Below are 26,792 nucleotides of genomic sequence, written 5' to 3'. Positions count from 1 at the left end.
GGGCTTTTTGCTGTCCTGAGGACGGCAAATGGCAGAGTCGTACACGCGCCCCTGTTCGAATTGCGTTTTTTTTGTACAGTGAACTGCGGAGGACACGCAAAAACAATAAAATCAGGGGAGGAGACCGGATGCCAAACGTCTGGGACAAATATTATACCGAGGCCGCGCGCAGTTTTGATCCGATCACTGTCGAAAACCAGACACTGCCGCAAATGATGCGGCAGGCGGTGCAGGAGTATGCAGACCGCCCGGCTTTGACCACCATCCTGCCGACCGGCGCTGACGCCACGGTTACCTATGGCGATCTGGATGAGCATTCGGATCATTTCGCAGCCTATCTGCGGGAAGAACTAGGGATGGCGCAGGGCGATACGGTGGCCCTGATGACGCCGAACTGTATTGGCTTCGGTGTCGCTTCGATGGGGATCGCCAAGGCGGGCTGCATCAGCACCAACGTCAACCCGCTCTATACGGCGCATGAGCTTGAACATCAGTTGACCGACAGCGGGGCCAAGACGCTTGTGATCATCGATCTGTTTGGTGACAAGGTTGATCAGGTCATCGCAAACACAGGCGTCAAGCACGTCATCGTCTTGTCGCTGGTCGATTTCTTCCCGGTCATCAAGAAGACGCTGCTGGGGTTTGTGCTGAAACGTGTACGCAAGGTCGTGCCTGACATGGCGACGCCGCACACCAAAATGTCGGCAGCCCTGAACACCGGGCGGCGCGCGGCGCAGGGCCGCGATATTGCGGCCTATTCTGCCACCGTGCAGCCCTCGGATACGGCGTTGTTTCAGTACACCAGCGGAACCACGGGGCGTAGCAAAGGGGCTGAACTGTCACACGAAGGCATCATTCTGAACGCACATCAGGCTTATCTGATGACCGAAGGTCAGATGGAGGGCAGTGGAGAAACCACCCTTATCGCATTGCCGCTGTATCACATCACGGCCTTTGCGCTGATCTTTGTTGCAGGCCTGCAAACCGGTGGCCACGGCGTTCTGGTGCCCAGCCCACGCCCGCCGTCGAACCTGAAAACGGCGTTCGAGAAATACAACATCACTTGGTTCACCGGCATCAACACTCTGTTCGCTGCGATGATGGTCGAGCCCTGGTTCGACAAGAAGATGTTCGAAAACTTCCGGTTCTGCGGGTCGGGTGGCGCTGCCCAGCAGGCGGGTGTCGCGACCAAATGGCAGGACATGACGGGCATCAGCATCAATCAGGGCTATGGGATGACGGAAATCTCGGGCGTTCTGACGTTGAACCCACCGGCCGACAATCGCTTTGGCAAGGTTGGTATCCCGGTGCCGGGGGCCGAAATCCGAATTGTCGACGACAACGGCAACGATGTGCCTTTGGGCCAACCCGGCGAGGTGATCGCGCGTAGCCCGACCTTGATGAAAGGTTATATCAATCGGGCCGAGGCCACAGCCGAAACCATCCGCGATGGCTGGCTTTACTCCGGTGATATCGGCGTGATGGACGAAGATGGGTTTCTGGAGATCGTGGACCGTAAGAAAGACATGATCCTCGTGTCTGGCTTCAACGTCTCACCGAACGAGATCGAAGATGTGATTTCGACCATTCCCGGCGTGGTTCAGGTCGGCGTCATCGGCATCCCGGACGAAAAGTCGGCCGAAGTACCCGCAGCCTTCATCGTGCGCGCAGACGACAGCGTCACCGAAGAGGCCGTGCTGGCCGCCTGCCGCGAGGATCTGACCAACTACAAGATCCCGAAGCTGATCAAATTCGTCGAGGAGGTGCCCGTCACTCTGTCCGGAAAAGTGCTGCGTCGCCAGTTGCGAGAAGACTATCTGAGTTGAGGCTGGGATCTCCTAACTTACAAACAACCGGTTGATACATGATCGCCGACATCCGCAAATTTTGGTCGGATGTCGGTTCATAGTCCGAAATTCTGAATGCCGGAGAGCGCTTGAACGGAAGGTCTGGGGCTAATGTTTGAAGGTGACGAGCGTAGTTGTGTCCGACTATAGCATCCGCAAGAGCACCACTAACGCCACCCGCAGAAACACGGGCCAGGACTGCAATTCTAATACGCGGAGGTTTCGTAACGAACACCTCGAAGCACACCATCCGGGCTCCAGGTTGCCAAAAACTCTTCTATGGCAACCATGCGTTTCAGCATCAAAGACGATACCAATCCTTGGGATACAAAAATTTCACCTGATTCTCGGGGATGATTATAAACGCGGACACGTGTGATGATTTCCGTATGTGCGGTGTAAGTATCTGAGATAACGCCCTCCAGGCCTTGCGCCTCGAGCCAGAGCTTTGCCTTTTCAGGCGATCCATAACTGGCGAAAACCCGGAACATACAAACTTGCAAACGCGGCTTTGCTGGTCATTTTTTTCCAGTCTATTTTGCGCAGGTCCGGTGTCTCAGAGTGTCGCTCCATTCGAACCAGACAGTCTGTAACTGTCTTGAAACGCTCTACTTGCCGCAGTTCCGCTTTCCTTTCACGGGGAAATGGGCTCAAAACAAAAGGATCCGTGTCCTGCGTCGCAAGATGATCGTATTCAATCGGGCACGAGGCTGATGGCTCGCAGGTTGTGTGGATATAATCAACGTCTTGGTCTGACGCAGCAATCGCCGACACCCACAAGCAGAAGCCGAAAACAATAAATGCCGATACTGAGAAACTACGGATCATTCAGCGCCCTCCGAGCGATTTTGTATTGCATGCCCTAAATTTGAGAAAGCATGGCTACCAGTACCTTGCGGTCATTAGCTGCCCAAACAAGCCCTTGGTGTAATCGCAGCCAACTTTCGCTTTTGTACGCAAGACAGATATTGCCACCTTCCCCGTCAGGGTTTGCCTAGCGTAGGGGGCATCTACTTACACGATATCTGCACAGGTGCCGAACTGGTTATAGCCTATGGGCAAGCCGTCCGGGTTTGTGCGAACGGATACAACCTGTCGTTCAGCCGCTAAACTTTCACGTTTACCCCTTGGAAACCTCCGAACGCTGTCTTAAGTAAGGCTGCGGAACAAAGCGTGCGATTCGTCGTGCGCTTTATTTCGTTTCGTCCAAGACGGTGGGTGACGCGTTCTGCGTGTCTTAATCTCCTGCCTGAGACGGGAAAGACCAGATTGACCGGGGGCTGTTCCTCGGGCGGTTTTTGGCTCAACCCCGTATATCGGACCTGAACGCCGGGTGAATGCCCGGCAAACATGAGCCGGGACGTGGTTGCGTCCCAAACTTGGAGAGAACTGTGGATAGAGCCCAGAAAGAGAAAGTGGTCGAGGAACTCGGCCAAATCTTCGAAAGCTCTGGCGTCGTAGTGGTATCCCACTATGTCGGTCTGACAGTTGCTGAAATGCAGGATCTGCGCGCCCGTGCACGCGAAGCGGGTGGATCTGTGCGTGTTGCCAAGAACAGGCTCGCCAAAATCGCCCTTGACGGAAAGCCTTGCGAAAGCATCGCCGACCTTCTGACCGGTATGACCGTTCTGACCTATTCCGAGGATCCTGTGGCTGCGGCCAAGGTTGCCGAGGATTTCGCCAAAGAGAACAAGAAATTCGAAATTCTTGGCGGCGCAATGGGTGAGAACGCTCTGGACCGGGCCGGTGTTCAAGCAGTGTCGAAAATGCCGTCGCGCGAGGAGCTTATTGCTACCATCGCGGGCATGCTCGGCGCACCTGCTTCGAATATCGCCGGGGCCATTGGCGCACCTGCAAGCAACATCGCAAGCATCCTTTCGACCATCGAAGAGAAGGCGGAAGCCGCGTAAGCGGACAGCGACATGTACTGACCGGCGTAGGGTACCTGACCTGACGTTGGAAAACACATCTAAACGGAAAGAGCTGATAAAATGGCTGATCTGAAAGCACTCGCAGAAAGCATCGTGGGCCTGACCCTGCTGGAAGCACAAGAACTGAAAACCATCCTCAAGGATGAGTACGGCATCGAGCCCGCAGCTGGCGGCGCAGTGATGATGGCTGGCCCGGCAGATGCCGGTGGCGCAGCTGAAGAAGAAAAGACCGAATTTGACGTTGTCCTGAAAAACCCGGGCGCGTCGAAAATCAACGTGATCAAAGAAGTTCGCGGCATCACCGGTCTTGGCCTGAAAGAAGCCAAGGCACTGGTCGAAGCTGGCGGCAAGATCAAAGAAGGCGTGTCGAAAGACGAAGCCGAAGACGTCAAAGGCAAGCTGGAAGCAGCTGGCGCCGAAGTCGAAGTGGTCTAATCACCCTTTAGCGGGCGCATTGCTCCGGCGTAGCCGGGCAATCGCGATGCGACCCGTGAATATTGTGGCTGGATCCGGGGAAACCGGGTCCAGCCGAACCTGTCTTAGAAAGGGCCCGTGCGACTTCGGGCGTTTCCTAAGGCGCGGTTCATGGATCGGGAGGCCACCACTCGGGATGGCGGCCAGGTATTGATCCAAGCGCGCACTCTCGTATGGGCGGGGAGCCGGGGCCCGACGGCCTCCCTGACCGGTGAGACAAACACAAGGTGACCTCTGTTATGGCGCAAACCTTTCTTGGCCAGAAACGGCTTCGCAAGTACTATGGCAAAATCCGCGAAGTGCTGGAAATGCCGAACCTCATTGAGGTTCAGAAATCGTCGTACGACCTTTTCCTGAATTCAGGCGATGCTCCCCAGCCGTCTGAAGGCGAAGGGATCATGGGCGTTTTCCAGTCGGTTTTCCCGATCAAGGATTTCAACGAGACAGCGGTTCTTGAGTTCGTGAAGTACGAACTGGAGAAACCGAAATACGACGTTGAGGAATGTCAGCAGCGTGACATGACCTATTCGGCTCCGCTGAAGGTCACCCTGCGCCTGATCGTGTTCGATGTCGACGAAGACACTGGCGCCAAGTCGGTCAAGGACATCAAGGAACAGGATGTCTTCATGGGCGACATGCCTCTGATGACCCCGAACGGAACGTTCGTCGTGAACGGCACCGAACGTGTGATCGTGTCCCAGATGCACCGATCGCCCGGCGTGTTCTTCGACCACGACAAAGGCAAGACGCATTCTTCGGGTAAACTGCTGTTTGCCTGCCGCATCATCCCGTATCGCGGCTCGTGGCTCGATTTTGAATTCGACGCCAAGGATATCGTTTACGCCCGCATCGACCGTCGCCGCAAACTGCCGGTGACGACGCTGCTGTATGCTCTGGGCCTGGACCAGGAAAGCATCATGGATGCTTACTACCAGACCGTCGATTACAAGCTGGACAAGAACAAGGGTTGGGTTACCAAGTTCTTCCCTGATCGCGTGCGTGGCACCCGCCCGACGTTTGATCTGGTGGATGCGGACAGCGGCGAAATCATCTGCGAAGCCGGCAAGAAAGTTACCCCGCGCGCTGTCAAGAAGATCATCGACGAAGGCAAGATCACCGAATTGCTGGTGCCCTTTGAAAACATCGTCGGCAAATTCGTGTCCAAAGACATCATCAACGAAGAAAACGGCGCGATCTATGTCGAAGCTGGTGATGAGCTGACGCTTGAATACGACAAGGACGGCGACCTGATCGGCGGCACCGCCAAGGAACTGATCGACGCGGGTATCACCGAGATCCCTGTTCTCGACATCGACAACGTCAATGTCGGCCCCTACATGCGCAACACCATGGCGATGGACAAGAACATGAACCGCGAAACCGCGCTCATGGACATCTATCGCGTGATGCGTCCGGGTGAACCGCCCACCGTCGAAGCCGCAAGTGCTTTGTTTGACACGCTGTTCTTTGATAGCGAACGTTATGACCTGTCGGCTGTTGGCCGGGTCAAGATGAACATGCGTCTGGCGCTGGATGCCGAAGACACCATGCGCACCCTGCGCAAGGAAGACATCGTTGCCTGCATCAAGGCGCTGGTCATGCTGCGTGACGGGAAGGGCGACATCGACGACATCGACCACCTCGGCAACCGTCGTGTGCGTTCTGTCGGCGAACTGATGGAAAATCAGTACCGTGTCGGCCTGCTTCGTATGGAGCGCGCCATCAAAGAGCGTATGTCCTCGGTCGAAATCGACACTGTCATGCCGCAGGATCTGATCAACGCGAAACCAGCCGCTGCCGCCGTGCGTGAATTCTTTGGCTCGTCGCAGCTGTCGCAGTTCATGGACCAGACCAACCCGCTGTCGGAAGTCACGCACAAACGCCGTCTTTCGGCGCTTGGACCAGGTGGTCTGACGCGCGAACGTGCCGGCTTTGAGGTGCGCGACGTTCACCCGACCCACTATGGCCGGATGTGTCCGATTGAAACGCCGGAAGGCCCGAACATTGGTCTGATCAACTCGCTGGCGACCTTTGCCCGTGTGAACAAGTACGGCTTCATTGAAACGCCGTATCGCGTCGTTAAGGAAGGCACCGTAACGGACGAAGTCCACTACATGTCCGCCACAGAAGAGATGCGTCATACTGTGGCTCAGGCGAACGCCAACCTTGATGAGAACGGCAAGTTCGTGAACGACCTCGTGTCGACCCGCCAGTCGGGTGACTACACGCTGGCCCCGAACGAAAATGTCGACTTGATCGACGTCAGCCCGAAACAGCTGGTCTCGGTTGCGGCCTCGCTAATTCCTTTCCTGGAAAACGATGACGCCAACCGCGCTCTGATGGGCTCGAACATGCAACGTCAGGCGGTTCCGCTTTTGCGGGCCGAGGCTCCACTGGTCGGGACCGGTATCGAAGAAGTTGTGGCACGAGATTCTGGTGCGGCGATCATGGCGAAACGCGCCGGGATCATCGATCAGGTTGACGCTCAGCGGATCGTGATCCGGGCAACGTCCGATCTGGAACTGGGCGATGCGGGGGTTGATATCTACCGTATGCGCAAGTTCCAGCGTTCGAACCAGAACACCTGCATCAACCAGCGTCCGCTGATCAAAGTGGGTGACACGGTGCAGAAAGGCGAAGTGATTGCCGATGGTCCGTCCACCGATATCGGTGAACTGGCGCTTGGCAAGAACGTCATCGTCGCGTTCATGCCGTGGAACGGTTACAACTACGAAGACTCGATCCTGATTTCAGAACGTATCGCACGTGACGACGTTTTCACCTCGATCCACATCGAGGAATTCGAAGTGGCCGCCCGTGACACGAAACTGGGTCCGGAAGAGATCACCCGCGACATTCCGAACGTCGGTGAAGAAGCGCTGCGCAACCTCGACGAGGCTGGCATCGTTTACATCGGCGCGGACGTGGAGCCGGGCGACATTCTGGTTGGCAAGATCACGCCAAAGGGCGAAAGCCCGATGACCCCGGAAGAAAAGCTGCTGCGCGCCATCTTTGGCGAAAAAGCATCTGACGTGCGCGACACCTCGCTGCGCGTCAAGCCGGGCGATTTCGGAACTGTTGTCGAAGTGCGCGTGTTCAACCGTCACGGCGTCGAAAAAGACGAACGTGCCCTGCAGATCGAGCGTGAAGAAGTCGAACGTCTGGCCCGTGACCGGGACGACGAAATGGCGATCCTTGACCGCAACATCTATGCGCGTCTCAAGTCGATGATCATGGGCAAAACCGTTGCCAAGGGGCCGAAAGGCGTCCGCTCGGGTGCCACGGTCAATGATGAGCTTCTGGAAACCCTGACCCGTGGTCAGTGGTGGCAGATCGCTCTGACGGAAGAGGCCGATGCCCAGGTCGTCGAAGCCCTGAATGAGCAGTACGAGGTGCAAAAGCGCGCCTTGGATGCCCGTTTCGAGGACAAGGTCGAAAAAGTCCGTCGTGGCGACGACCTGCCGCCGGGTGTGATGAAGATGGTCAAAGTCTTCGTCGCGGTGAAGCGTAAGCTGCAGCCGGGCGACAAGATGGCGGGCCGTCACGGCAACAAAGGTGTGATTTCGCGCGTTGTTCCGATGGAAGACATGCCGTTCCTGCAGGACGGGACTCCGGTCGACTTCTGCCTGAACCCGCTGGGTGTTCCGTCGCGGATGAACGTTGGTCAGATCCTTGAAACTCACATGGGCTGGGCCGCACGCGGTCTGGGTCTGAACGTCGACGAGGCGCTTCAGGACTATCGCCGGACCGGCGATCTGACCCCGGTGCGCGATGCGATGAAACATGCGTATTGCGAAGACACCTATGCCGAAGGCATCGCCGATATGGACGAGGCTCAGTTGTTGGAATCGGCGGGCAATGTGACCCGTGGTGTTCCGATCGCAACGCCGGTCTTTGATGGTGCCAAGGAAGCTGACGTGAACGATGCGCTGATCCGCGCGGGTTTCTCGGAAAGCGGTCAGTCGGTTCTGTTTGATGGTCGCACCGGTGAGCAATTCGCCCGCCCAGTTACCGTCGGCGTCAAGTATCTGCTGAAACTGCACCACCTGGTGGACGACAAAATCCACGCCCGTTCGACCGGACCATACTCGCTTGTTACTCAGCAGCCGCTGGGTGGTAAAGCGCAGTTCGGTGGTCAGCGCTTTGGTGAGATGGAGGTCTGGGCCCTGGAAGCCTACGGCGCTGCATACACCCTGCAGGAGATGCTCACGGTCAAGTCGGATGACGTGGCTGGCCGGACCAAGGTGTATGAATCCATCGTCAAAGGCGAAGACAACTTCGAAGCCGGCGTGCCGGAATCGTTCAACGTTCTCGTCAAAGAAGTCCGTGGCCTCGGCCTGAACATGGAACTCCTGGATGCGGAGGAGGAAGGGTAGGCTTTGCACGCAAGTTCACAGCCAACCGCAAGGTGCGTGGCAACACGCACCTTTCCCCCGCACCCTCTGAAAACTGAGGAACTCTCATGAACCAGGAACTGACCAACAACCCGTTCAACCCTGTTGCACCGGTTAAAACCTTCGACGAGATCAAAGTCTCTCTGGCATCCCCAGAGCGGATCCTGTCGTGGTCTTATGGCGAGATCAAAAAGCCCGAGACCATCAACTATCGGACGTTCAAACCCGAACGTGACGGCCTGTTCTGCGCGCGTATCTTTGGCCCGATCAAAGACTACGAATGCCTGTGTGGCAAGTATAAGCGCATGAAGTATCGCGGCGTTGTCTGCGAAAAATGCGGCGTAGAAGTCACGCTGCAAAAGGTCCGCCGCGAACGTATGGGCCATATCGAACTGGCGTCGCCGGTTGCGCATATCTGGTTCCTCAAGTCGCTTCCGTCGCGGATCGGCCTGATGCTGGACATGACCCTGCGTGATCTTGAGCGTGTTCTCTATTTCGAAAACTACGTTGTGATCGAACCCGGTCTGACCGATCTGACCTATGGCCAGATGATGACCGAAGAAGAATACATGGACGCCCAGGATGCGTTCGGCATGGACGCCTTCACCGCCAATATTGGTGCCGAAGCGATCCGCGAAATGCTGGCCGCGATCGATCTGGAATCAGAAGCCGAACAGCTGCGCGCCGATCTGGCCGAAGCCACCGGTGAACTGAAACCTAAGAAGATCATCAAGCGTCTGAAAGTCGTTGAATCCTTCCTTGAGTCGGGCAACCGGCCTGAATGGATGGTTCTGACCGTCATTCCCGTGATCCCGCCAGAGTTGCGCCCGCTGGTGCCGCTGGATGGGGGCCGTTTTGCGACGTCGGATCTGAACGATCTGTATCGCCGCGTGATCAACCGGAACAACCGTCTCAAGCGTCTGATCGAACTGCGCGCGCCCGACATCATCGTGCGGAATGAAAAGCGGATGTTGCAGGAATCGGTCGATGCCTTGTTCGACAACGGTCGTCGTGGCCGCGTGATCACCGGCGCCAACAAGCGTCCGTTGAAATCGCTGTCCGACATGCTGAAAGGTAAGCAAGGTCGCTTCCGTCAGAACCTTTTGGGTAAGCGCGTCGACTTCTCGGGTCGATCCGTGATCGTGACCGGTCCGGAACTGAAGCTGCATCAATGTGGTTTGCCAAAAAAGATGGCGCTCGAACTGTTCAAGCCGTTCATCTATTCGCGGCTTGAGGCCAAAGGCCTGTCCAGCACCGTGAAGCAGGCCAAGAAACTTGTCGAAAAAGAGCGCCCCGAAGTCTGGGATATTCTGGACGAAGTGATCCGCGAACATCCGGTTCTTCTGAACCGTGCGCCGACACTGCACCGTCTTGGTATTCAGGCGTTTGAACCGACGCTGATCGAAGGGAAAGCCATTCAGCTGCACCCGCTGGTCTGTTCGGCCTTTAACGCTGACTTTGACGGCGACCAGATGGCCGTGCACGTTCCGCTGAGCCTTGAGGCCCAGCTGGAAGCGCGTGTTCTGATGATGTCGACGAACAACGTTCTGTCGCCTGCCAATGGCGCACCGATCATCGTTCCGTCACAGGATATGATCTTGGGCCTCTACTACCTCACGCTGGAGCGTGAAGGCATGGTGGGTCAGGGCAAAGTGTTCGGCACAATCGACGAAGTTCAGCACGCTCTGGACGCCGGCGAAGTGCATCTGCACACCAAGATCACCGCGCGGATCACCCAGATCGACAACGAAGGCAACGAAGTGTTGCAACGTTTCGAGACAACCCCGGGACGGGTTCGCCTTGGCGCGCTGTTGCCGCTGAATGCCAAAGCGCCGTTCGAACTGGTCAACCGTCTGCTGCGTAAGAAAGAAGTGCAGCAGGTCATCGATACCGTCTACCGATATTGCGGCCAGAAAGAGTCTGTCATCTTCTGTGACCAGATCATGACCCTGGGCTTCCGCGAAGCGTTCAAGGCGGGCATCTCGTTCGGTAAGGACGACATGGTGATCCCGGACAACAAGTGGTCGATCGTTGACGAGACACGCGATCAGGTCAAAGACTTTGAACAGCAGTACATGGACGGCCTGATCACTCAGGGTGAAAAGTACAACAAAGTTGTCGATGCCTGGTCCAAGTGTAACGACCGCGTCACCGATGCCATGATGGGGACGATTTCGTCCACACATCAGGACGAAAATGGCGCTGATCAAGAGCCGAACTCGGTCTACATGATGGCCCACTCGGGTGCGCGTGGTTCTGTTACGCAGATGAAACAGCTGGGCGGGATGCGCGGTCTGATGGCGAAGCCGAACGGCGACATCATCGAAACGCCGATCATTTCGAACTTTAAAGAAGGTCTGACCGTTCTGGAGTACTTCAACTCCACACACGGGGCTCGTAAGGGTCTGTCGGACACCGCTTTGAAGACAGCGAACTCGGGCTACCTGACCCGTCGTCTGGTTGATGTTGCACAAGACTGCATCGTGCGGATGCGCGATTGTGGCACGGACAACGCGATCACCGTCGAACCGGCGGTCAACGACGGCGAAGTCGTTGCCGGTATCGGTGAACGTCTTCTGGGTCGCGTTGCGGCTGAGGACATCTTGCGCCCCGGCACCGACGAGGTCCTGATTGCGATTGGTCAGTTGATCGACGAACGTATGGCGGATCTGATCGAAGAGGCCGGCGTGCCAAGTGTCCGGATCCGCAGCCCGCTGACCTGTGAGGCCGAAGAAGGCGTTTGCGCCATGTGCTATGGTCGTGACCTTGCACGCGGTACAATGGTCAACTCGGGCGAAGCGGTCGGGATCATTGCGGCTCAGTCGATTGGTGAACCCGGTACACAGTTGACGATGCGGACGTTCCACATCGGCGGTGTTGCTCAGGGTGGCCAGCAGTCGTTCCTCGAAGCCAGCCAGGAAGGCAAGATCGAGTTTGAGAATTCAAACACGATCGCGAATTCTGCTGGCGAGTTTCTTGTGATCGGGCGGAACATGAAGCTGCGCATCATCGATGAAAACGGCGACGAGCGGGCCAGCCACAAGCTGAGCTATGGCTCCAAGCTGTTCGTCAAGGATGGCGACATGATTGCCCGTGGCGACAAGCTGTTCGAATGGGATCCGTACACATTGCCGATCATCGCGGAAAAGCCGGGTACAGCGAAGTATGTTGACCTGGTTTCGGGTATCGCCGTGCGCGACGAAACCGATGATGCGACCGGCATGACCCAGAAGATCGTGATCGACTGGCGTGCGGCCCCCAAAGGCAACGAACTCAAGCCGGAAATCATTCTGGTCGGCGAAGATGGCGAACCGGTCCGCAACGATGCGGGTAACCCGGTGACCTATCCGATGTCGGTGGACGCGGTTCTGTCCGTCGAAGACGGTCAGGAAATCCAGGCTGGTGAAGTCGTGGCACGTATCCCGCGGGAAGGCGCCAAGACCAAGGACATCACCGGTGGTCTGCCGCGTGTGGCCGAACTGTTTGAGGCACGTCGCCCCAAAGACCACGCCATCATCGCGGAAATCGACGGCTATGTGCGCTTCGGACGTGACTATAAGAACAAGCGTCGGATCAGCATTGAACCGTCCGATGAATCGATGGATCCCGTCGAATACATGGTGCCCAAGGGCAAGCACATTCCGGTTCAGGAAGGTGACTTCATCCAAAAGGGCGACTACATCATGGACGGCAACCCGGCGCCGCATGACATCCTTGCCATCATGGGTGTCGAAGCGCTTGCCAACTACATGATCGACGAAGTTCAGGACGTTTATCGCCTGCAGGGTGTTAAGATCAACGACAAGCACATCGAGGTGATCGTTCGCCAGATGCTGCAAAAGTGGGAGATCTCGGACTCTGGCGACACGACGCTGCTGAAAGGCGAGCACGTGGACAAGCAGGAATTCGACCAGGCCAATGAAAAGTCGCTGTCCAAAGGCGGACGTCCTGCACAGGGCGCCCCGATCCTTCTGGGCACCACCAAAGCCTCGTTGCAGACCCGTTCGTTCATCTCGGCGGCGTCCTTCCAGGAAACCACGCGTGTGCTGACCGAAGCTTCGGTTCAGGGCAAGAGAGACAAGCTGGTCGGCCTGAAAGAGAACGTCATCGTGGGTCGTCTGATCCCGGCCGGTACCGGCGGGGCCACACAGCAGGTTCGCCGCGTGGCGCAGGATCGTGACAACGTGGTGATCGAAGCCCGTCGTGAAGAAGCCGAAGCCGCTGCAGCTCTTGCTGCGCCGGTGATGGATGGCGATATCATCGACGATGATTTCGACACTTTGGTGGACACACCGGAAAGCCGCGATTGATCGCGTCTGACACCTGAAAACACGAGAAACCCGTCGCAGCTTGCGGCGGGTTTTTCTTTTGGCAAGCGGTCGTTCAAATGCTTTGCCGCCACATCGCACTGAATGATCCCGCTCCCGGACAAAACCGGGTTTAAAAGGCTTTCCTTTCCGCCCCTTGGTGTGTTTTCTGGGCGGGTTCAGAACGGAGTCCCGCATGGAACGCATTTTCAAAACCATAGGCTTGCTGCGGTTCTCGGTCCTGACACCCACCTATTATTCGGAACGGTTTCCAACGCTGAAAGAAACCGCGGCCCACATCTTTTCGGACGAACGCATGGATCTGCGGTTCCGTATCTTCGAAAACCTGTGCCTGCCGACCCTGATCAACCAGACCGATCCGGATTTTGAGATGATCGTGCTGACCGCGGAATCGATGCCGCCGGTTCATCTGGAACGTCTTCTGGATCTGATCGAACCTCTGCCGAACATCCACTGCCGACCGGTGGGAACCGACAACCATTACAAGCTGCTGCAGAATGGGTATAACTCGATCTCACGCGATGGGATCACGCACCGGATTTTGTTCCGGCTTGATGACGATGACGCCGTTGACCTGAATTTCGTCAAACGCACCAAACGTTTTGCCAAGGGGCTGGCCAAGTTTCAGTCGCCTCGCCAACCGTATGTGATCGCCCACAACCGCGGCTTCTATGTTAACACCACCGATGGCGCGCCCGAGATTTTCGATGCGGTCGAACGTGCGCCCCTGTCAACCGGCACAACACTGGTCGCGCCCGCAAAGCACGGGCACAATCCCTATCGCTTTAACCATCGCAAATTGCCCCAACACTATAACACCTATCAGGACATCTCGGTCCCGGCGTTTATCCGCACCATCCACGGTGACAACAAATCGAACCCGGCGCAGATGGGGCTTACGCACAAGCTCGGCATGGACGAGATCGCCGATCAGGTGCAAACCCACTTCGGGATGACGCTGGACGATCTGCGGGCGCTTTAGGCGATGCAGCCGAACCTTCAGGGCGCTTTGCTGATGATGGGCAGCATGGCCGCGTTCACCATCAATGACACGCTGGTCAAAGCGGTCGGTGGAACGGTTCCGCTGTTCCAGATCATCACCCTGCGCGGAGCCGTCGCGACGCTGCTGCTGTTCGTTCTGGCGCGCCAGCTTGGGGCGATAGATTTCCGGATGTCCCGCCACGATGCCGGTCTTGTCGCGTTGCGCAGCCTGTCCGAAATTGGGGCAACCTATTTCTTTCTCACGGCCCTGATGAATATGCCGTTGGCAAACGTGACGGCAATCCTGCAGATCCTGCCACTCAGCGTCACCCTTGGCGCGGCCGTGTTCTTTGGCGAACAGGTTGGCTGGCGCAGGATGCTGGCCATTCTGATCGGGTTTTGTGGTATGCTTCTGATCGTACGCCCCGGTCCAGACGGGTTCAGCCCCCATGCGATCTATGCGCTTGCTGCGGTTGGCTGCGTCACCATGCGCGATCTGACGACGCGTCGCATGTCGGCGCAGGTGCCGTCGCTGACCGTGACCCTGACAGCCTCGACGACGATCTTCATTGTTGCCGGGCTGGCGTCCCTGACGGATGACTGGGTGCCCTTGAACAGTCTTGAACTGGCCCTGATCGCTGGGTCATCGGTGTTCATCCTGCTGGGCTATTTGTTCAGCGTGATGGTCATGCGTATCGGCGATGTGTCGTTCATTGCCCCGTTCCGCTACACAGGGCTGATATGGGCCCTTCTGCTGGGCTGGGCCGTGTTCGGTGACTGGCCGGACCCGATAACGCTTTTGGGGGCCACAATCGTCGTCAGCACAGGTCTGTTCGCCCTGTCGCGTGAGCGCGCCCGGCGGTGATCACGCCTTCGCAAAGACGCGTCGGACATGATCACAGTCGATATTGTAAGTTGACCGAAACAGCGCTTCCCCCGCCGCGTCCAGAGGCTCCAGCTTGACCGGCTTTACATGTTTCTTCTGGCGCGAATCGTTAAAGTCGTTGTGCCCCCGCAGCATCATGTCTTCGCCGGTCAGGGTGACCGTGGGCATGTTCTGATCGACCTTGCCGTGGGCAAAATTCATGATGCTCAGCCGAACGGTATCCTGAAACAGGATCGCCAGCCCAGCCGTCGTGTAGGGTAGCCGGGTCGGGGTCACGGACAACCCGCTCGGCCCGGGACGGGCAATATATCCCTGATTGAAATCGATCGCGACGTGACGATGGTGGCGGCTGAACGTTTGCAGATCCTGCGCCACCTCGCGCAGACGCGCGACGTACGTCACCGCAACTGCATCGTCATCATCCATGCGAAACTGAAGGCAAGGCGTTCCGTCATAGGTCCGAACCGAGTTAATCGCCTTTTGCATGACCTGCCGGTGCTTTCCCGGTGCCCATGGCTGGATCACGGCCTGGGGAATATCCGAGACCATATCAACCAGTCGCTCAAGGTAAGAATCGGGCATCGCATCGCCGACCACGATCAGAAACGTAAAGTCCGGATCGGTCTGGGCGCGCAGGGGCGGCAACGTCAAAGTTTCGAATGTACGAAACCGCTCTTCCATGCGGTCGGGGTTGTACAAAAAGGCCATTCTCTCTTCATTCGTGGCGTGTTCGACCTGAAACCCGCCAATCGCCGGATAGGAAAACCGACAGATACCGATGACCTGCATATTGATGCCTGCTGCCTCTTGCCAATTGGGCAATTCCCGCCCATCTGCAATCTTGCAGCGGGTCGGGGTCTTGGCAAGCGCGACGCCCTGTTGACACAGCCCGCGACTCCCCCTATACGCCCGCTATCTCGGCACCGGGGGGACCTCCCCTTTCGCCGACTTCAGAACTGAAGTGGTCACGATCCGGCTTTGAAAAATAGGCCCGATCCTCTGGAAACCCACCGCGTCGTTCCCACGAAGGGGACGAATGCGGTTTTTGCGCTTTGCGGACGCGTAAAGTGTATCGAATTGAAACCGCACGTTACGGCGTGCATGACACATGTGTTGATGAGACGGGGAAACAACCGGAATGCCAACGATCCAACAGCTGATCCGCAAGCCGCGGCAGCCCAAAATTAAACGCTCGAAGTCCATGCACCTGGAGCAGTGCCCGCAGAAGCGTGGCGTGTGCACCCGTGTGTATACAACCACACCGAAAAAGCCGAACTCGGCCATGCGGAAGGTTGCCAAGGTGCGCCTGACGAATGGCTTCGAGGTCATCTCGTATATTCCCGGCGAAAGCCACAACCTGCAGGAACACTCGGTGGTTCTGATCCGCGGTGGTCGTGTAAAAGACCTTCCCGGTGTGCGTTACCACATCCTGCGCGGTGTTCTGGATACCCAGGGCGTCAAAGATCGTAAGCAACGTCGTTCGAAGTACGGCGCCAAGCGTCCCAAATAAGGAGAGAGCGAGATGTCCCGTCGTCACGCCGCTGAGAAGCGCGAAGTTCTGCCCGACGCCAAATATGGCGACCGCGTTCTGACCAAGTTCATGAACAACCTGATGCTGGATGGCAAAAAGTCGACTGCCGAACGCATCGTCTATAACGCGCTTGATCGCGTTGAGAACAAGGTAAAGCGCGCCCCCGTGGAAGTGTTCCACGAAGCGCTGGAGAACATCAAACCGGCCGTCGAAGTTCGTTCGCGCCGTGTTGGTGGTGCCACGTACCAGGTTCCGGTTGAGGTGCGCACAATCCGTCAGGAAGCATTGGCCATCCGTTGGCTGATCACCGCGTCGCGCAACCGCAACGAAAACACAATGGAAGAGCGCCTGGCTGGCGAGCTGCTGGACGCTGTCCAGTCGCGCGGCACAGCCGTTAAGAAGCGCGAAGACACCCACAAGATGGCCGAGGCTAACAAAGCCTTCAGCCATTATCGCTGGTAAACCGTTCAAAGGCTCAGACCAATGGCACGCGACTATACACTCAACCATTACCGTAACTTCGGTATCATGGCGCACATCGATGCAGGCAAAACCACCTGCTCCGAGCGGATCCTGTACTACACTGGTAAATCCCACAACATTGGTGAGGTGCACGATGGTGCAGCCACCATGGACTGGATGGAGCAGGAGCAGGAACGCGGCATCACCATCACCTCGGCTGCGACGACCACGTTCTGGGAGCGCACCGAAGACGGTGAAACGGCCATGACGCCCAAGCACCGGATGAACATCATCGACACCCCTGGCCACGTGGACTTCACCATTGAAGTCGAACGGTCGCTGGCGGTTCTTGATGGCGCGGTTGCCGTGCTGGATGCCAACGCCGGTGTCGAGCCTCAGACCGAAACCGTGTGGCGTCAGGCTGACCGCTACAAGGTTCCGCGGATTGTGTTCGTCAACAAGATGGACAAGATCGGCGCTGACTTCTTCAACTGTGTTGAGATGATCGCTGACCGGACCGGTGCTATCCCGGCTCCGATCCAGATCCCGATCGGTGCAGAAACCGAACTCGAAGGCCTCGTTGACCTGGTCACCATGGAAGAATGGGTCTGGGCCGGTGAAGATCTGGGTGCAACCTGGGAACGCCGTCCGATTCGTGACAGCCTGAAAGACACGGCCGACGAATGGCGCGCCAAGCTCATCGAGACTGCGGTCGAGATGGACGACGACGTCATGGAAGCCTACCTCGAAGGCGAAGAGCCCGATGTGGAAACGCTGCGCAAGCTGATCCGCAAGGGTACTCTGGAAATCGCGTTTATCCCGGTTCTGTGTGGATCTGCCTTTAAAAACAAAGGTGTACAGCCGCTGCTGAACGCCGTGATCGACTATCTGCCCAGCCCGCTGGACGTTGTCGATTACATGGGCTTCAAACCCGGTGACGAAACAGAAACCCGTGACATCGCCCGCCGCGCGGATGATAACATGGCGTTCTCGGCGCTGGCGTTCAAAATCATGAACGACCCGTTTGTTGGCACGCTGACCTTTACCCGGATCTATTCGGGTGTCCTGAACAAGGGCGACACGCTGTTGAACTCGACCAAAGGTCGTAAAGAGCGTGTTGGCCGGATGATGATGATGCACTCGAATAACCGTGAGGAAATCACGGAAGCGTTCGCGGGCGACATTATCGCACTGGCGGGTCTGAAAGACACCACAACCGGTGACACGCTTTGCGCCGTCAACGATCCGGTGGTTCTGGAAACCATGACCTTCCCCGATCCGGTTATCGAGATCGCGGTTGAGCCTAAGACCAAAGCCGACCAGGAGAAAATGTCTCAGGGTCTGCAGCGTCTGGCCGCCGAGGATCCGTCCTTCCGCGTCGAAACCGACATCGAGTCGGGTCAGACCATCATGAAGGGCATGGGTGAACTTCACCTCGACATCCTGGTTGATCGCCTGAAGCGTGAATTCAAGGTCGAAGCCAACATCGGTGCGCCGCAGGTTGCCTATCGTGAGACCATCTCGAAAGAGGTCGAACATACCTACACCCACAAGAAACAGTCGGGGGGTTCGGGTCAGTTCGCCGAGGTCAAGATGATCATCTCGCCGACAGAGCCTGGTGAAGGGTATTCGTTTGAGTCCCGCATCGTTGGTGGTGCTGTTCCGAAAGAATACATCCCGGGCGTTGAAAAAGGCATCCAGTCTGTCATGGACAGCGGCCCTCTGGCCGGCTTCCCCGTGATCGACTTCAAGGTCGCTCTGATCGACGGTAAGTTCCACGATGTGGACTCCAGCGTTCTGGCCTTTGAAATTGCTGGCCGTATGGGCATGCGTGAAGGCATGCGCAAAGCGGGCGCCAAGATGCTGGAACCTGTGATGAAGGTCGAAGTTGTGACACCGGAAGAATACACCGGCGGTATCATCGGCGATCTGACATCGCGTCGTGGTCAGGTGTCCGGACAGGAAAACCGCGGAAACGCGATCGCAATCGCTGCGTTCGTTCCGCTGGCCAACATGTTCGGCTACATCAACACCCTGCGTTCGATGAGCTCGGGCCGCGCCCAGTTCACCATGCAGTTCGATCACTACGATCCGGTGCCGCAGAACATCAGTGAAGAGATCCAGGCGAAATTCGCCTAAGCAAGACTTAATCATACGGATGGGGCAGGGCCCCATCCTTTGACAAGACAGGAGGCCTCTCATGGCTAAGGAAAAGTTTGAGCGTAATAAGCCGCACGTGAACATTGGCACGATTGGCCATGTTGACCACGGGAAGACCACTCTGACGGCGGCGATCACCAAGTATTTTGGTGACTTCCAGGCGTATGACCAGATTGATGGCGCGCCCGAAGAAAAAGCCCGCGGGATCACGATCTCGACGGCGCACGTGGAATACGAGACCGAAAACCGTCACTATGCCCACGTCGACTGCCCCGGCCACGCTGACTATGTGAAGAACATGATCACCGGTGCGGCGCAGATGGACGGCGCGATCCTGGTTGTAAACGCTGCAGACGGCCCGATGCCGCAGACCCGCGAGCACATTCTGCTGGGCCGCCAGGTTGGTATCCCGACCATGGTCGTCTACATGAACAAAGTTGACCAGGTTGACGACGAAGAGCTGCTGGAACTGGTGGAAATGGAAATCCGCGAGCTTCTGAGCGCCTATGAGTACCCTGGCGACGACATCCCGGTCATCCCCGGTTCGGCTCTGGCCGCTCTGGAAGGCCGCGACGAGGAAATCGGTGAAAACTCGATCCGCGCGCTGATGGCGGCTGTTGACGACTTCATCCCGACGCCCGAGCGCGCCGTGGACCAGCCGTTCCTGATGCCGGTCGAAGACGTGTTCTCGATCTCGGGTCGTGGGACTGTTGTGACCGGTCGTGTCGAGCGTGGCGTGATCAACGTCGGCGACACCATCGAAATCGTTGGTATCAAAGACACCCAGACCACCACCTGTACCGGTGTTGAAATGTTCCGCAAGCTGCTGGATCGCGGCGAAGCCGGTGACAACATCGGCGCCCTGCTGCGCGGTATCGACCGTGAAGCCGTTGAGCGTGGACAGGTTCTGTGTAAGCCGGGTTCGGTGACACCGCACACCAAGTTCGAAGCCGAAGCCTATATCCTGACCAAGGATGAAGGTGGCCGTCACACGCCGTTCTTCGCGAACTATCGTCCGCAGTTCTACTTCCGGACGACCGACGTGACCGGTACCGTGACTCTGGCCGAAGGCACCGAAATGGTGATGCCTGGCGATAACGTGTCGTTCGGCGTTGAGCTGATCGCCCCGATCGCGATGGAAAACGGCCTGCGCTTCGCCATCCGCGAAGGCGGCCGCACCGTCGGCGCCGGCGTCGTCTCCAAAATCATCGAGTAATCGAGCAATCGATCTCGGGTTCGAAGAGGGCCATCGGATGCACCGGTGGTCCTCCTATCAACTCCAAAGCCTGAAAGGCTAATAATAATGCAAAGCCAAAACATCCGTATTCGGCTGAAGGCATTTGACTATCGCGTTCTGGATGCCAGCACGCAGGAGATCGTCAACACTGCCAAGCGGACCGGCGCGCAGGTGCGTGGCCCGATCCCCTTGCCGAACAAGATCGAGAAGTTCACGGTTCTCCGTGGCCCTCACGTCGACAAGAAATCCCGCGACCAGTTCGAGATTCGTACGCACAAGCGTCTGCTCGACATCGTTGATCCGACCCCCCAGACCGTGGACGCGCTGATGAAGCTCGACCTCGCCGCTGGTGTGGACGTCGAGATCAAGCTGCAGTCTTAATTCAGGAGGGTATTGACAGATGCGCTCTGGAATTATCGCAAAAAAAGTCGGCATGACCCGGCTGTTCATGGAAGACGGCAAGCAGATCCCTGTGACCGTTCTCCAACTGGAAAACCTGCAGGTCGTCGCACAGCGGACCCCGGAAAAGGATGGCTATACAGCTGTTCAACTGGGTGCCGGTTCGCCGAAGGTCAAGCGTGTAAGCAAAGCCATGCGTGGACACTTCGCTGCTGCGAAAGTTGAACCCAAGCGCAAAGTCGCTGAGTTCCGCGTGTCCGCAGACAACCTGATCGAAGTTGGTGCCGAGATTTCGGCCGAGCACTTCCTTGAAGGTCAGAAAGTTGACGTTGCGGGCACTTCGATTGGTAAAGGCTTTGCCGGTGCCATGAAGCGTCACAACTTCGGCGGTCTGCGTGCCTCGCACGGTGTTTCGATCTCTCACCGTTCGCATGGTTCGACCGGTCAGTGTCAGGATCCCGGCAAGGTCTTCAAAGGCAAGAAGATGGCTGGTCACATGGGTGCTGCCCGCGTGACAACTCAGAACCTGGAAGTGGTGAAAACCGACGCCGATCGTGGCCTCGTCTTCATCAAGGGCGCTGTGCCCGGTTCCAAAGGTGGCTGGGTCACTGTCAAGGATGCCGTGAAAAAGAAAGCGCCCGAAGGTCTGCCGTATCCGGCTGGTCTGAAAGCTGCTGCTGCCGAGGCTCCGGCCGTGGAAGCGCCCGCAGAAGGGGGTGAAGCATGAAACTTGATGTGATCAAACTGGACGGCGAAAAAGCCGGCGACATCGAGCTGGCAGAAGACCTGTTCGGTCTGGAGCCGCGTGCCGATATCCTGCACCGTGTGGTCCGCTGGCAGCGTAACAACGCGCAGGCCGGTACGCACAAGGTCAAGACCCGGTCGGAAGTCAAATACTCGACCAAGAAGATCTATCGCCAAAAAGGTACCGGTGGCGCCCGCCACGGCGCCCGCTCGGCACCGATCTTCCGCGGGGGTGGCATCTATAAGGGTCCCGTTGTGCGGTCGCACGGCCATGACCTGACCAAGAAGTTCCGCAAGCTGGGTCTGAAGCACGCTCTGAGTGCCAAGGCGAAAGCTGGTGAATTGGTCGTGATTGACGCTGCCGAAGCCGAAGGCAAGACCGCAGTTCTGGCCAAACAGGTAAAGAACCTGGGCTGGAAGCGCGCGCTGGTCATCGACGGTGCCGCCGTGAACGAAGGGTTCCTGAATGCGTCCAAGAATATCGAAGGCCTGGATATCCTGCCGTCGATGGGCGCGAACGTCTATGATATCCTCAAGCGTGACACCCTGGTGATCACCAAAGCGGGTATCGAAGCTCTGGAGGCTCGTTTGAAATGACCGCGAAAGCAGAACATTACGACGTGATCCGCAAGCCGATCATCACCGAGAAATCCACAATGGCGTCCGAAAACGGTGCCGTGGTGTTCGAAGTGTCGATCGACAGCAACAAACCCCAGATCAAAGAGGCCGTTGAGGCGCTTTTTGGTGTTAAGGTGAAGGCGGTTAACACCACCATCACCAAAGGCAAGGTCAAGCGGTTCCGCGGCCAGCTGGGCAAGCGTAAGGACGTCAAGAAGGCGTATGTTACGCTGGAAGAAGGCAACACAATCGACGTGTCCACCGGACTCTGACGATCTGTTCCTTGAAGACTTGAGGAAGCCCCTCGCCGACAGGCGGGGGGCTTTTTCGTTGGGGGGGGCGGGATGTACATCTGGTACAGATCGGGTGATTTTAGGCCCGAACCGTACGATTGTGATCCCAACGCAGCCCGAGGAGGCGAGCAGATGTCTTATCCCACCCCGACCCTCCATCTGATGTGCGGCAAAATCGGGTCCGGGAAATCCTCGCTGGCGCGCCTCCTGGGGGAGTCACCGGTAACGATTGTTCTGAGCGAAGACAGCTGGCTTGCGACCCTTTACGGGGACGACATGTCATCGATTGGCGACTATGTGCGGAATGCCGCGCGGCTGCGCGATGCGATGCACCAACATGTCGTCACCTTGCTCGGGGCAGGGGTGTCGGTGGTGCTGGATTTCCCGGCGAACACGATCGACAGCCGCGCGTGGTTGCGTAGCCTTGTGGACGAGACCGGGGTTCACCATGTCCTGCATTACCTTGATGTGCCTGACGCCGTGTGCAAGGCGCGTCTGCGGAAACGTAACGCGTCGGGAGCCCACGCCTTCGACGTTTCAGATGCGCAGTTCGATCAAATCACGGGGTACTTCGTGCCGCCAGCGGAGGACGAAAGGTTCAACGTGGTTTTGCATCGGAATGATGAGGTTGCGGTGAAGCGGACCTGAGGTCCGGTGAGTAAGTGCAAGGGCCACAGGAAGATTTGTGTGACCTTTGCAGAGAGCCATACGATCAATTTGCCCGCCAGACTCTCATCGGGCAGTTTTGTTAGGTTTCGCGCGGAATCAAGGCCGCAGGCCGCCGCGCGATTGCCAGACCGCCCCCCGGGCTGGCGATTGGGTGATGTTGGGGCTTTCAGCTGAGGTTGTAGGAGTTTGGCTGAGATAAAGTGCCCCTCACTCACGTCGGCTCGCCACCCCGCGGTCTGGCAATCGCGCGTCTTTGTGGGAATCTTGGGTCTTTTGCTTGACCCGATCAAGACTCTCCCATAGGAGAACCCATCGGCTTGGCCCCGGATTCGTCCGGGGCTTGGCTTTTGTTCATTTGAACAACCCTAATCGGGGACCTTCGGGGCCCTATACATCAGGCACCCTAGTAGTCGGTTTCTTGTGAAACCTGCGGGCGGGGGCCTTCAACATAGCCGGGCCAAAGACAACAACCCAAGGCCGGGCACGCTAAACGGAAGACAGAAAGCATGGCACTCAAGTCGTATAAGCCGACGACGCCGGGCCAGCGCGGGCTGGTGCTGATCGACCGTTCAGAGCTGTACAAAGGACGTCCCGTCAAATCTCTCACCGAGGGTTTGACGAAATCGGGCGGCCGGAACAACACTGGACGGATCACATCGCGTCGTCGCGGTGGTGGGGCGAAACGCCTCTACCGGATCGTTGATTTCAAACGTAACAAAATGGATGTGGCGGCAACCGTCGAACGGATCGAATATGACCCGAACCGGACCGCCTTCATCGCTCTGATCAAATATGATGACGGCGAGCAGGCCTATATCCTGGCCCCGCAGCGTCTGGCCGTTGGTGACAAGGTCATCTCGAGCCAGAAGGCCGACATCAAGCCGGGCAACGCAATGCCGTTCTCGGGCCTGCCGATCGGTACCATCATTCACAACATCGAACTGAAGCCCGGCAAAGGTGGGCAGATTGCCCGTGCTGCTGGCACGTATGCGCAGTTCGTTGGTCGTGACGGTGGCTATGCCCAGATCCGCCTGAGCTCGGGCGAACTGCGCCTGGTGCGTCAGGAATGTCTGGCAACCGTTGGTGCCGTGTCGAACCCCGACAACAGCAACCAGAACTATGGTAAAGCTGGCCGCATGCGCCACAAGGGCAAGCGTCCTTCGGTACGTGGTGTCGTCATGAACCCGATCGATCACCCGCACGGTGGTGGTGAAGGTCGGACCTCGGGCGGTCGTCACCCGGTGACCCCATGGGGCAAGCCGACCAAAGGTGCACGGACCCGCAACAAGAACAAAGCGTCGCAGAAGCTGATCATCCGCTCGCGCCACGCCAAGAAGAAGGGGCGCTAATATATGTCTCGCTCTGTTTGGAAAGGCCCTTTTGTTGACGCCTACGTCCTGAAAAAGGCCGAAGCGTCACGCGAAAGCGGTCGCAACGAAGTGATCAAGATCTGGTCGCGTCGTTCAACTATCCTGCCCCAGTTCGTGGGCCTGACGTTTGGGGTCTATAACGGCCACAAGCACATTCCCGTCAATGTCTCGGAAGACATGATCGGTCAGAAGTTCGGTGAATATTCGCCGACACGGACCTATTATGGCCATGCCGCAGACAAAAAAGCGAAGCGGAAGTAAGTCATGGGCAAGGCAAAGAACCCCCGCCGCGTGGCAGATAACGAAGCAATGGCCAAAGTCCGTATGCTTCGCACCAGCCCGCAGAAATTGAACCTGGTTGCAGGATTGATCCGTGGCAAGAAAGTGGAACGGGCATTGACCGATCTGACTTTCAGCAACAAGCGGATCGCCGAAGACGTGAAGAAATGCCTTCAGTCTGCGATCGCGAACGCCGAGAACAACCATAACCTGGATGTTGACGAGCTGATCGTGGCCGAAGCCTATGTTGGCAAGAACCTGACACTGAAACGCGGTCGTCCGCGCGCCCGTGGCCGGTTCGGCAAGATCGTCAAGCCGTTCTCGGAACTCACCATCAAGGTGCGTCAAGTTGAGGAGCAAGCATAATGGGTAATAAAGTCAATCCCGTCGGCATGCGTCTTCAGGTCAACCGCACCTGGGACAGCCGCTGGTACGCCGATACCAAGGATTACGGGGATCTTCTTCTGGAAGACCTCAAGATCCGCGACTTCATCAAAGAAGAGTGCAAGCAGGCCGGTATCGCCCGTGTGATCATCGAACGTCCGCACAAGAAGTGCCGTGTTACGATCCACACAGCCCGTCCTGGTGTCATCATCGGCAAGAAAGGCGCGGACATCGAAGTCCTGCGCAAGAAGCTGTCGAACATGACCGACTCGGAACTGCATCTCAACATCGTTGAAGTGCGCAAGCCCGAGCTGGACGCACAGCTGGTTGCTGAATCGATCGCTCAGCAGCTGGAACGCCGTGTTTCGTTCCGCCGTGCGATGAAGCGGTCTGTTCAGAACGCCATGCGCATGGGCGCCCTGGGTATCCGGGTGAACGTGGCTGGTCGTCTGGGCGGTGCCGAAATCGCGCGTACCGAATGGTATCGTGAAGGTCGTGTGCCTCTGCACACCCTGCGCGCTGACATCGATTACGCGCACGCCGAAGGCAAGACAGCTTACGGCATCATCGGGATCAAGGTCTGGATCTTCAAAGGTGAGATCATGGAACACGATCCTGCGGCCCGCGACCGTAAGGCGCAGGAACTTCAGGACGGCCCCGCACCACGTGGTGCAGGTGGCGGCCGTCGCGATCGCTAAGGGGTAATCAGAAATGCTACAGCCAAAGCGTACGAAATTCCGCAAGATGCACAAAGGCCGGATCAAGGGCGAAGCCAAAGGCGGCTCGGACCTGAACTTCGGGACATATGGCCTGAAGGCGCTTCAGCCTGAGCGTGTGACTGCACGCCAGATCGAAGCCGCCCGTCGTGCCATGACGCGTCACATGAAACGTCAGGGCCGTGTCTGGATCCGTATCTTCCCCGACACTCCGGTGACCTCGAAGCCAACCGAAGTCCGGATGGGTAAAGGTAAAGGATCGGTCGATTATTGGGCCGCCAAGGTCAAGCCTGGTCGCGTGATGTTCGAGATCGATGGCGTCAACGACGACATCGCCCGCGAGGCCTTGCGCCTTGCTGCGATGAAGCTGCCGATCAAGACCCGCGTTGTGGTCCGCGAAGACTGGTAAGTCTTCGCACGGTTCGGTGTGGAGATTATTCGACGAATAATCTCGGGCCGCGCATTGAGAAAAAACGAGCGCCCCCGTCGGGAAACCGGCGGGGGTTCTTTCATTGCGGCAGAGTGTTGGCAGCCTTGCGTGTCTATTCACACCATGCGGTTTGTCGGCTAGACGTCGGCACAATCGAAGCTATTGCGCGGACAACAGGACCTTATCTTCATGACAGCCACCAACCGCATCGTTCTTTCCAGCGATCACGCCGCCATTGATCTCAGGCAGGCCATTGCCGCGCATATCGCGGCCCTTGGATGGGAGGTTGTCGACATTGGACCGACCACGCCGGAAAGCACGCATTACCCCAAGCACGGCGAAGCCGCCGCTTTGCGGGTCGCGTCGGGCGATTGCCGGTTGGGCATCATCCTGTGCGGGACTGGTCAGGGCATCATGATGTCCGCGAACAAGGTGAAGGGCATCCGCTGTGGCGTGTGCGCCGACACATTCTCGGCGCGCATGATCCGCCAGCACAATGATGCGAACATGCTTTCGATCGGTGAGCGCGTCGTGGGCGAAGGGCTGGCGCTGGATATCGTGGACGCATTTCTGACAGCCGATTTCGAAGGCGGGCGGCATGCGACGCGGGTTGAGATGATTAACGCGCTGGAAGGCTGACGGGGTCTGCCAGGTGGCAA

Annotated in this window: 24 protein-coding genes; 22 read left to right on the top strand and 2 right to left on the bottom strand. The window is 57.6% G+C overall.

Features of this window, described 5'->3' with window-relative positions; genetic code table 11:
- Positions 1-128 precede the first annotated feature (128 nt).
- Positions 129-1,826, top strand: a complete 1,698-nt coding sequence (locus FOY56_RS12100) for an AMP-binding protein (protein WP_146346110.1) — start codon at positions 129-131, stop codon at positions 1,824-1,826.
- Positions 1,827-2,303: 477 nt separating this feature from the next.
- Here the strand turns inward: FOY56_RS12100 and FOY56_RS12095 are convergent, their stop codons facing one another.
- Positions 2,304-2,675, bottom strand: a complete 372-nt coding sequence (locus tag FOY56_RS12095; RefSeq protein WP_146346109.1) for a hypothetical protein — start codon at positions 2,673-2,675, stop codon at positions 2,304-2,306.
- Positions 2,676-3,238: 563 nt separating this feature from the next.
- Between FOY56_RS12095 and rplJ the strand changes: the two genes are divergently transcribed.
- From rplJ to FOY56_RS12065, 6 genes are all read left to right on the top strand, one after another.
- Positions 3,239-3,757 (top strand): 50S ribosomal protein L10, encoded by a 519-nt coding sequence (gene rplJ, locus FOY56_RS12090; protein ID WP_146346108.1) that lies wholly within the window; start codon positions 3,239-3,241, stop codon positions 3,755-3,757.
- Positions 3,758-3,838: 81 nt separating this feature from the next.
- Positions 3,839-4,213 (top strand): 50S ribosomal protein L7/L12, encoded by a 375-nt coding sequence (gene rplL, locus FOY56_RS12085; protein ID WP_146346107.1) that lies wholly within the window; start codon positions 3,839-3,841, stop codon positions 4,211-4,213.
- A gap of 278 nt (positions 4,214-4,491) precedes the next feature.
- Positions 4,492-8,628 (top strand): DNA-directed RNA polymerase subunit beta, encoded by a 4,137-nt coding sequence (gene rpoB, locus FOY56_RS12080; protein ID WP_146346106.1) that lies wholly within the window; start codon positions 4,492-4,494, stop codon positions 8,626-8,628.
- Between the two features lie 86 nt (positions 8,629-8,714).
- Positions 8,715-12,956 carry a DNA-directed RNA polymerase subunit beta' gene (rpoC, locus tag FOY56_RS12075; protein WP_146346105.1) on the top strand — a complete coding sequence of 1,414 codons (4,242 nt, stop codon included), beginning with the start codon at positions 8,715-8,717 and terminating at the stop codon, positions 12,954-12,956.
- A 193-nt stretch (positions 12,957-13,149) separates the two neighbouring features.
- On the top strand, positions 13,150-13,956 hold the full coding sequence (locus tag FOY56_RS12070) for a glycosyltransferase (RefSeq protein ID WP_146346104.1): 807 nt from the start codon (positions 13,150-13,152) through the stop codon (positions 13,954-13,956).
- Positions 13,957-13,959: 3 nt separating this feature from the next.
- Entirely contained in the window at positions 13,960-14,820 is an 861-nt protein-coding gene (locus FOY56_RS12065; protein WP_146346103.1) for a DMT family transporter, read from the top strand.
- Here FOY56_RS12065 and FOY56_RS12060 read toward each other — a convergent pair whose 3' ends face one another.
- Positions 14,821-15,630 carry a putative rhamnosyl transferase gene (locus tag FOY56_RS12060; protein ID WP_146346102.1) on the bottom strand — a complete coding sequence of 270 codons (810 nt, stop codon included), beginning with the start codon at positions 15,628-15,630 and terminating at the stop codon, positions 14,821-14,823.
- Positions 15,631-15,979: 349 nt separating this feature from the next.
- Between FOY56_RS12060 and rpsL the strand changes: the two genes are divergently transcribed.
- The 15 genes from rpsL to rpiB all read left to right on the top strand — a co-directional run bounded on the left by rpsL (position 15,980) and on the right by rpiB (position 26,772).
- The gene (gene rpsL / locus FOY56_RS12055) at positions 15,980-16,351 is read left to right on the top strand and encodes a 30S ribosomal protein S12 (RefSeq protein WP_009810698.1); all 372 of its coding nucleotides are present in this window, start codon (positions 15,980-15,982) and stop codon (positions 16,349-16,351) included.
- A gap of 12 nt (positions 16,352-16,363) precedes the next feature.
- The gene (rpsG, locus tag FOY56_RS12050; protein WP_146346101.1) at positions 16,364-16,834 is read left to right on the top strand and encodes a 30S ribosomal protein S7; all 471 of its coding nucleotides are present in this window, start codon (positions 16,364-16,366) and stop codon (positions 16,832-16,834) included.
- A gap of 21 nt (positions 16,835-16,855) precedes the next feature.
- Positions 16,856-18,973 (top strand): elongation factor G, encoded by a 2,118-nt coding sequence (gene fusA / locus FOY56_RS12045; protein ID WP_146346100.1) that lies wholly within the window; start codon positions 16,856-16,858, stop codon positions 18,971-18,973.
- 61 nt (positions 18,974-19,034) lie between these two features.
- Positions 19,035-20,210 (top strand): elongation factor Tu, encoded by a 1,176-nt coding sequence (gene tuf / locus FOY56_RS12040; protein ID WP_146346099.1) that lies wholly within the window; start codon positions 19,035-19,037, stop codon positions 20,208-20,210.
- An 87-nt stretch (positions 20,211-20,297) separates the two neighbouring features.
- The gene (gene rpsJ / locus FOY56_RS12035) at positions 20,298-20,612 is read left to right on the top strand and encodes a 30S ribosomal protein S10 (protein ID WP_005621947.1); all 315 of its coding nucleotides are present in this window, start codon (positions 20,298-20,300) and stop codon (positions 20,610-20,612) included.
- Between the two features lie 19 nt (positions 20,613-20,631).
- Positions 20,632-21,357 carry a 50S ribosomal protein L3 gene (gene rplC, locus FOY56_RS12030; protein ID WP_146346098.1) on the top strand — a complete coding sequence of 242 codons (726 nt, stop codon included), beginning with the start codon at positions 20,632-20,634 and terminating at the stop codon, positions 21,355-21,357.
- Positions 21,354-21,971: a 50S ribosomal protein L4 gene (rplD, locus tag FOY56_RS12025; RefSeq protein WP_146346097.1), complete on the top strand. Its 618-nt coding sequence runs from the start codon at positions 21,354-21,356 to the stop codon at positions 21,969-21,971. Before rplC ends, rplD begins: the two co-directional genes overlap by 4 nt.
- Positions 21,968-22,264, top strand: a complete 297-nt coding sequence (locus FOY56_RS12020; protein WP_146346096.1) for a 50S ribosomal protein L23 — start codon at positions 21,968-21,970, stop codon at positions 22,262-22,264. Before rplD ends, FOY56_RS12020 begins: the two co-directional genes overlap by 4 nt.
- A gap of 153 nt (positions 22,265-22,417) precedes the next feature.
- Complete coding sequence (locus FOY56_RS12015) at positions 22,418-22,933, top strand: P-loop nucleotide/nucleoside kinase family protein (protein WP_146346095.1); 516 nt, start codon at positions 22,418-22,420, stop codon at positions 22,931-22,933.
- Between the two features lie 527 nt (positions 22,934-23,460).
- Positions 23,461-24,303, top strand: coding sequence for a 50S ribosomal protein L2 (gene rplB / locus FOY56_RS12010; RefSeq protein WP_146346094.1), 843 nt, complete (start codon positions 23,461-23,463; stop codon positions 24,301-24,303).
- Positions 24,304-24,306: 3 nt separating this feature from the next.
- The gene (gene rpsS, locus FOY56_RS12005) at positions 24,307-24,585 is read left to right on the top strand and encodes a 30S ribosomal protein S19 (RefSeq protein ID WP_058260876.1); all 279 of its coding nucleotides are present in this window, start codon (positions 24,307-24,309) and stop codon (positions 24,583-24,585) included.
- 3 nt (positions 24,586-24,588) lie between these two features.
- The gene (gene rplV / locus FOY56_RS12000) at positions 24,589-24,969 is read left to right on the top strand and encodes a 50S ribosomal protein L22 (protein ID WP_146346093.1); all 381 of its coding nucleotides are present in this window, start codon (positions 24,589-24,591) and stop codon (positions 24,967-24,969) included.
- Positions 24,969-25,685, top strand: coding sequence for a 30S ribosomal protein S3 (gene rpsC, locus FOY56_RS11995; RefSeq protein ID WP_146346092.1), 717 nt, complete (start codon positions 24,969-24,971; stop codon positions 25,683-25,685). The genes rplV and rpsC overlap by 1 nt, the downstream gene beginning before the upstream one ends.
- A 13-nt stretch (positions 25,686-25,698) precedes the next feature.
- Positions 25,699-26,112 carry a 50S ribosomal protein L16 gene (gene rplP / locus FOY56_RS11990; RefSeq protein ID WP_146346091.1) on the top strand — a complete coding sequence of 138 codons (414 nt, stop codon included), beginning with the start codon at positions 25,699-25,701 and terminating at the stop codon, positions 26,110-26,112.
- 210 nt (positions 26,113-26,322) lie between these two features.
- On the top strand, positions 26,323-26,772 hold the full coding sequence (gene rpiB, locus FOY56_RS11985; RefSeq protein WP_146346090.1) for a ribose 5-phosphate isomerase B: 450 nt from the start codon (positions 26,323-26,325) through the stop codon (positions 26,770-26,772).
- Positions 26,773-26,792: the final 20 nt, after the last annotated feature.

This window comes from Falsiphaeobacter marinintestinus (assembly GCF_007923355.1).
GTDB lineage: Bacteria > Pseudomonadota > Alphaproteobacteria > Rhodobacterales > Rhodobacteraceae > Phaeobacter_A > Phaeobacter_A marinintestinus.
Note: the sequence above shows the minus strand (reverse complement) of the source record. Positions and strands in the feature narration are given on the sequence as shown.

Bases quoted from the DNA above. Each gene is read 5' to 3' on its own strand.
- FOY56_RS12065 (WP_146346103.1), top strand. From the start codon at position 13,960: ATGCAGCCGAACCTTCAGGGCGCTTTGCTGATGATGGGCAGCATGGCC.
- rplD (WP_146346097.1), top strand. From the start codon at position 21,354: ATGAAACTTGATGTGATCAAACTGGACGGCGAAAAAGCCGGCGACATC.
- FOY56_RS12100 (WP_146346110.1), top strand. From the start codon at position 129: ATGCCAAACGTCTGGGACAAATATTATACCGAGGCCGCGCGCAGTTTT.
- FOY56_RS12015 (WP_146346095.1), top strand. From the start codon at position 22,418: ATGTCTTATCCCACCCCGACCCTCCATCTGATGTGCGGCAAAATCGGG.
- rpoC (WP_146346105.1), top strand. From the start codon at position 8,715: ATGAACCAGGAACTGACCAACAACCCGTTCAACCCTGTTGCACCGGTT.
- rpsG (WP_146346101.1), top strand. From the start codon at position 16,364: ATGTCCCGTCGTCACGCCGCTGAGAAGCGCGAAGTTCTGCCCGACGCC.
- tuf (WP_146346099.1), top strand. From the start codon at position 19,035: ATGGCTAAGGAAAAGTTTGAGCGTAATAAGCCGCACGTGAACATTGGC.
- rpiB (WP_146346090.1), top strand. From the start codon at position 26,323: ATGACAGCCACCAACCGCATCGTTCTTTCCAGCGATCACGCCGCCATT.
- FOY56_RS12070 (WP_146346104.1), top strand. From the start codon at position 13,150: ATGGAACGCATTTTCAAAACCATAGGCTTGCTGCGGTTCTCGGTCCTG.
- rpoB (WP_146346106.1), top strand. From the start codon at position 4,492: ATGGCGCAAACCTTTCTTGGCCAGAAACGGCTTCGCAAGTACTATGGC.
- FOY56_RS12020 (WP_146346096.1), top strand. From the start codon at position 21,968: ATGACCGCGAAAGCAGAACATTACGACGTGATCCGCAAGCCGATCATC.
- rpsC (WP_146346092.1), top strand. From the start codon at position 24,969: ATGGGTAATAAAGTCAATCCCGTCGGCATGCGTCTTCAGGTCAACCGC.
- FOY56_RS12060 (WP_146346102.1), bottom strand. From the start codon at position 15,630: ATGCAGGTCATCGGTATCTGTCGGTTTTCCTATCCGGCGATTGGCGGG.
- rpsS (WP_058260876.1), top strand. From the start codon at position 24,307: ATGTCTCGCTCTGTTTGGAAAGGCCCTTTTGTTGACGCCTACGTCCTG.
- rplC (WP_146346098.1), top strand. From the start codon at position 20,632: ATGCGCTCTGGAATTATCGCAAAAAAAGTCGGCATGACCCGGCTGTTC.
- rpsL (WP_009810698.1), top strand. From the start codon at position 15,980: ATGCCAACGATCCAACAGCTGATCCGCAAGCCGCGGCAGCCCAAAATT.
- rplV (WP_146346093.1), top strand. From the start codon at position 24,589: ATGGGCAAGGCAAAGAACCCCCGCCGCGTGGCAGATAACGAAGCAATG.
- rplB (WP_146346094.1), top strand. From the start codon at position 23,461: ATGGCACTCAAGTCGTATAAGCCGACGACGCCGGGCCAGCGCGGGCTG.
- FOY56_RS12095 (WP_146346109.1), bottom strand. From the start codon at position 2,675: ATGATCCGTAGTTTCTCAGTATCGGCATTTATTGTTTTCGGCTTCTGC.
- rpsJ (WP_005621947.1), top strand. From the start codon at position 20,298: ATGCAAAGCCAAAACATCCGTATTCGGCTGAAGGCATTTGACTATCGC.
- fusA (WP_146346100.1), top strand. From the start codon at position 16,856: ATGGCACGCGACTATACACTCAACCATTACCGTAACTTCGGTATCATG.
- rplL (WP_146346107.1), top strand. From the start codon at position 3,839: ATGGCTGATCTGAAAGCACTCGCAGAAAGCATCGTGGGCCTGACCCTG.
- rplP (WP_146346091.1), top strand. From the start codon at position 25,699: ATGCTACAGCCAAAGCGTACGAAATTCCGCAAGATGCACAAAGGCCGG.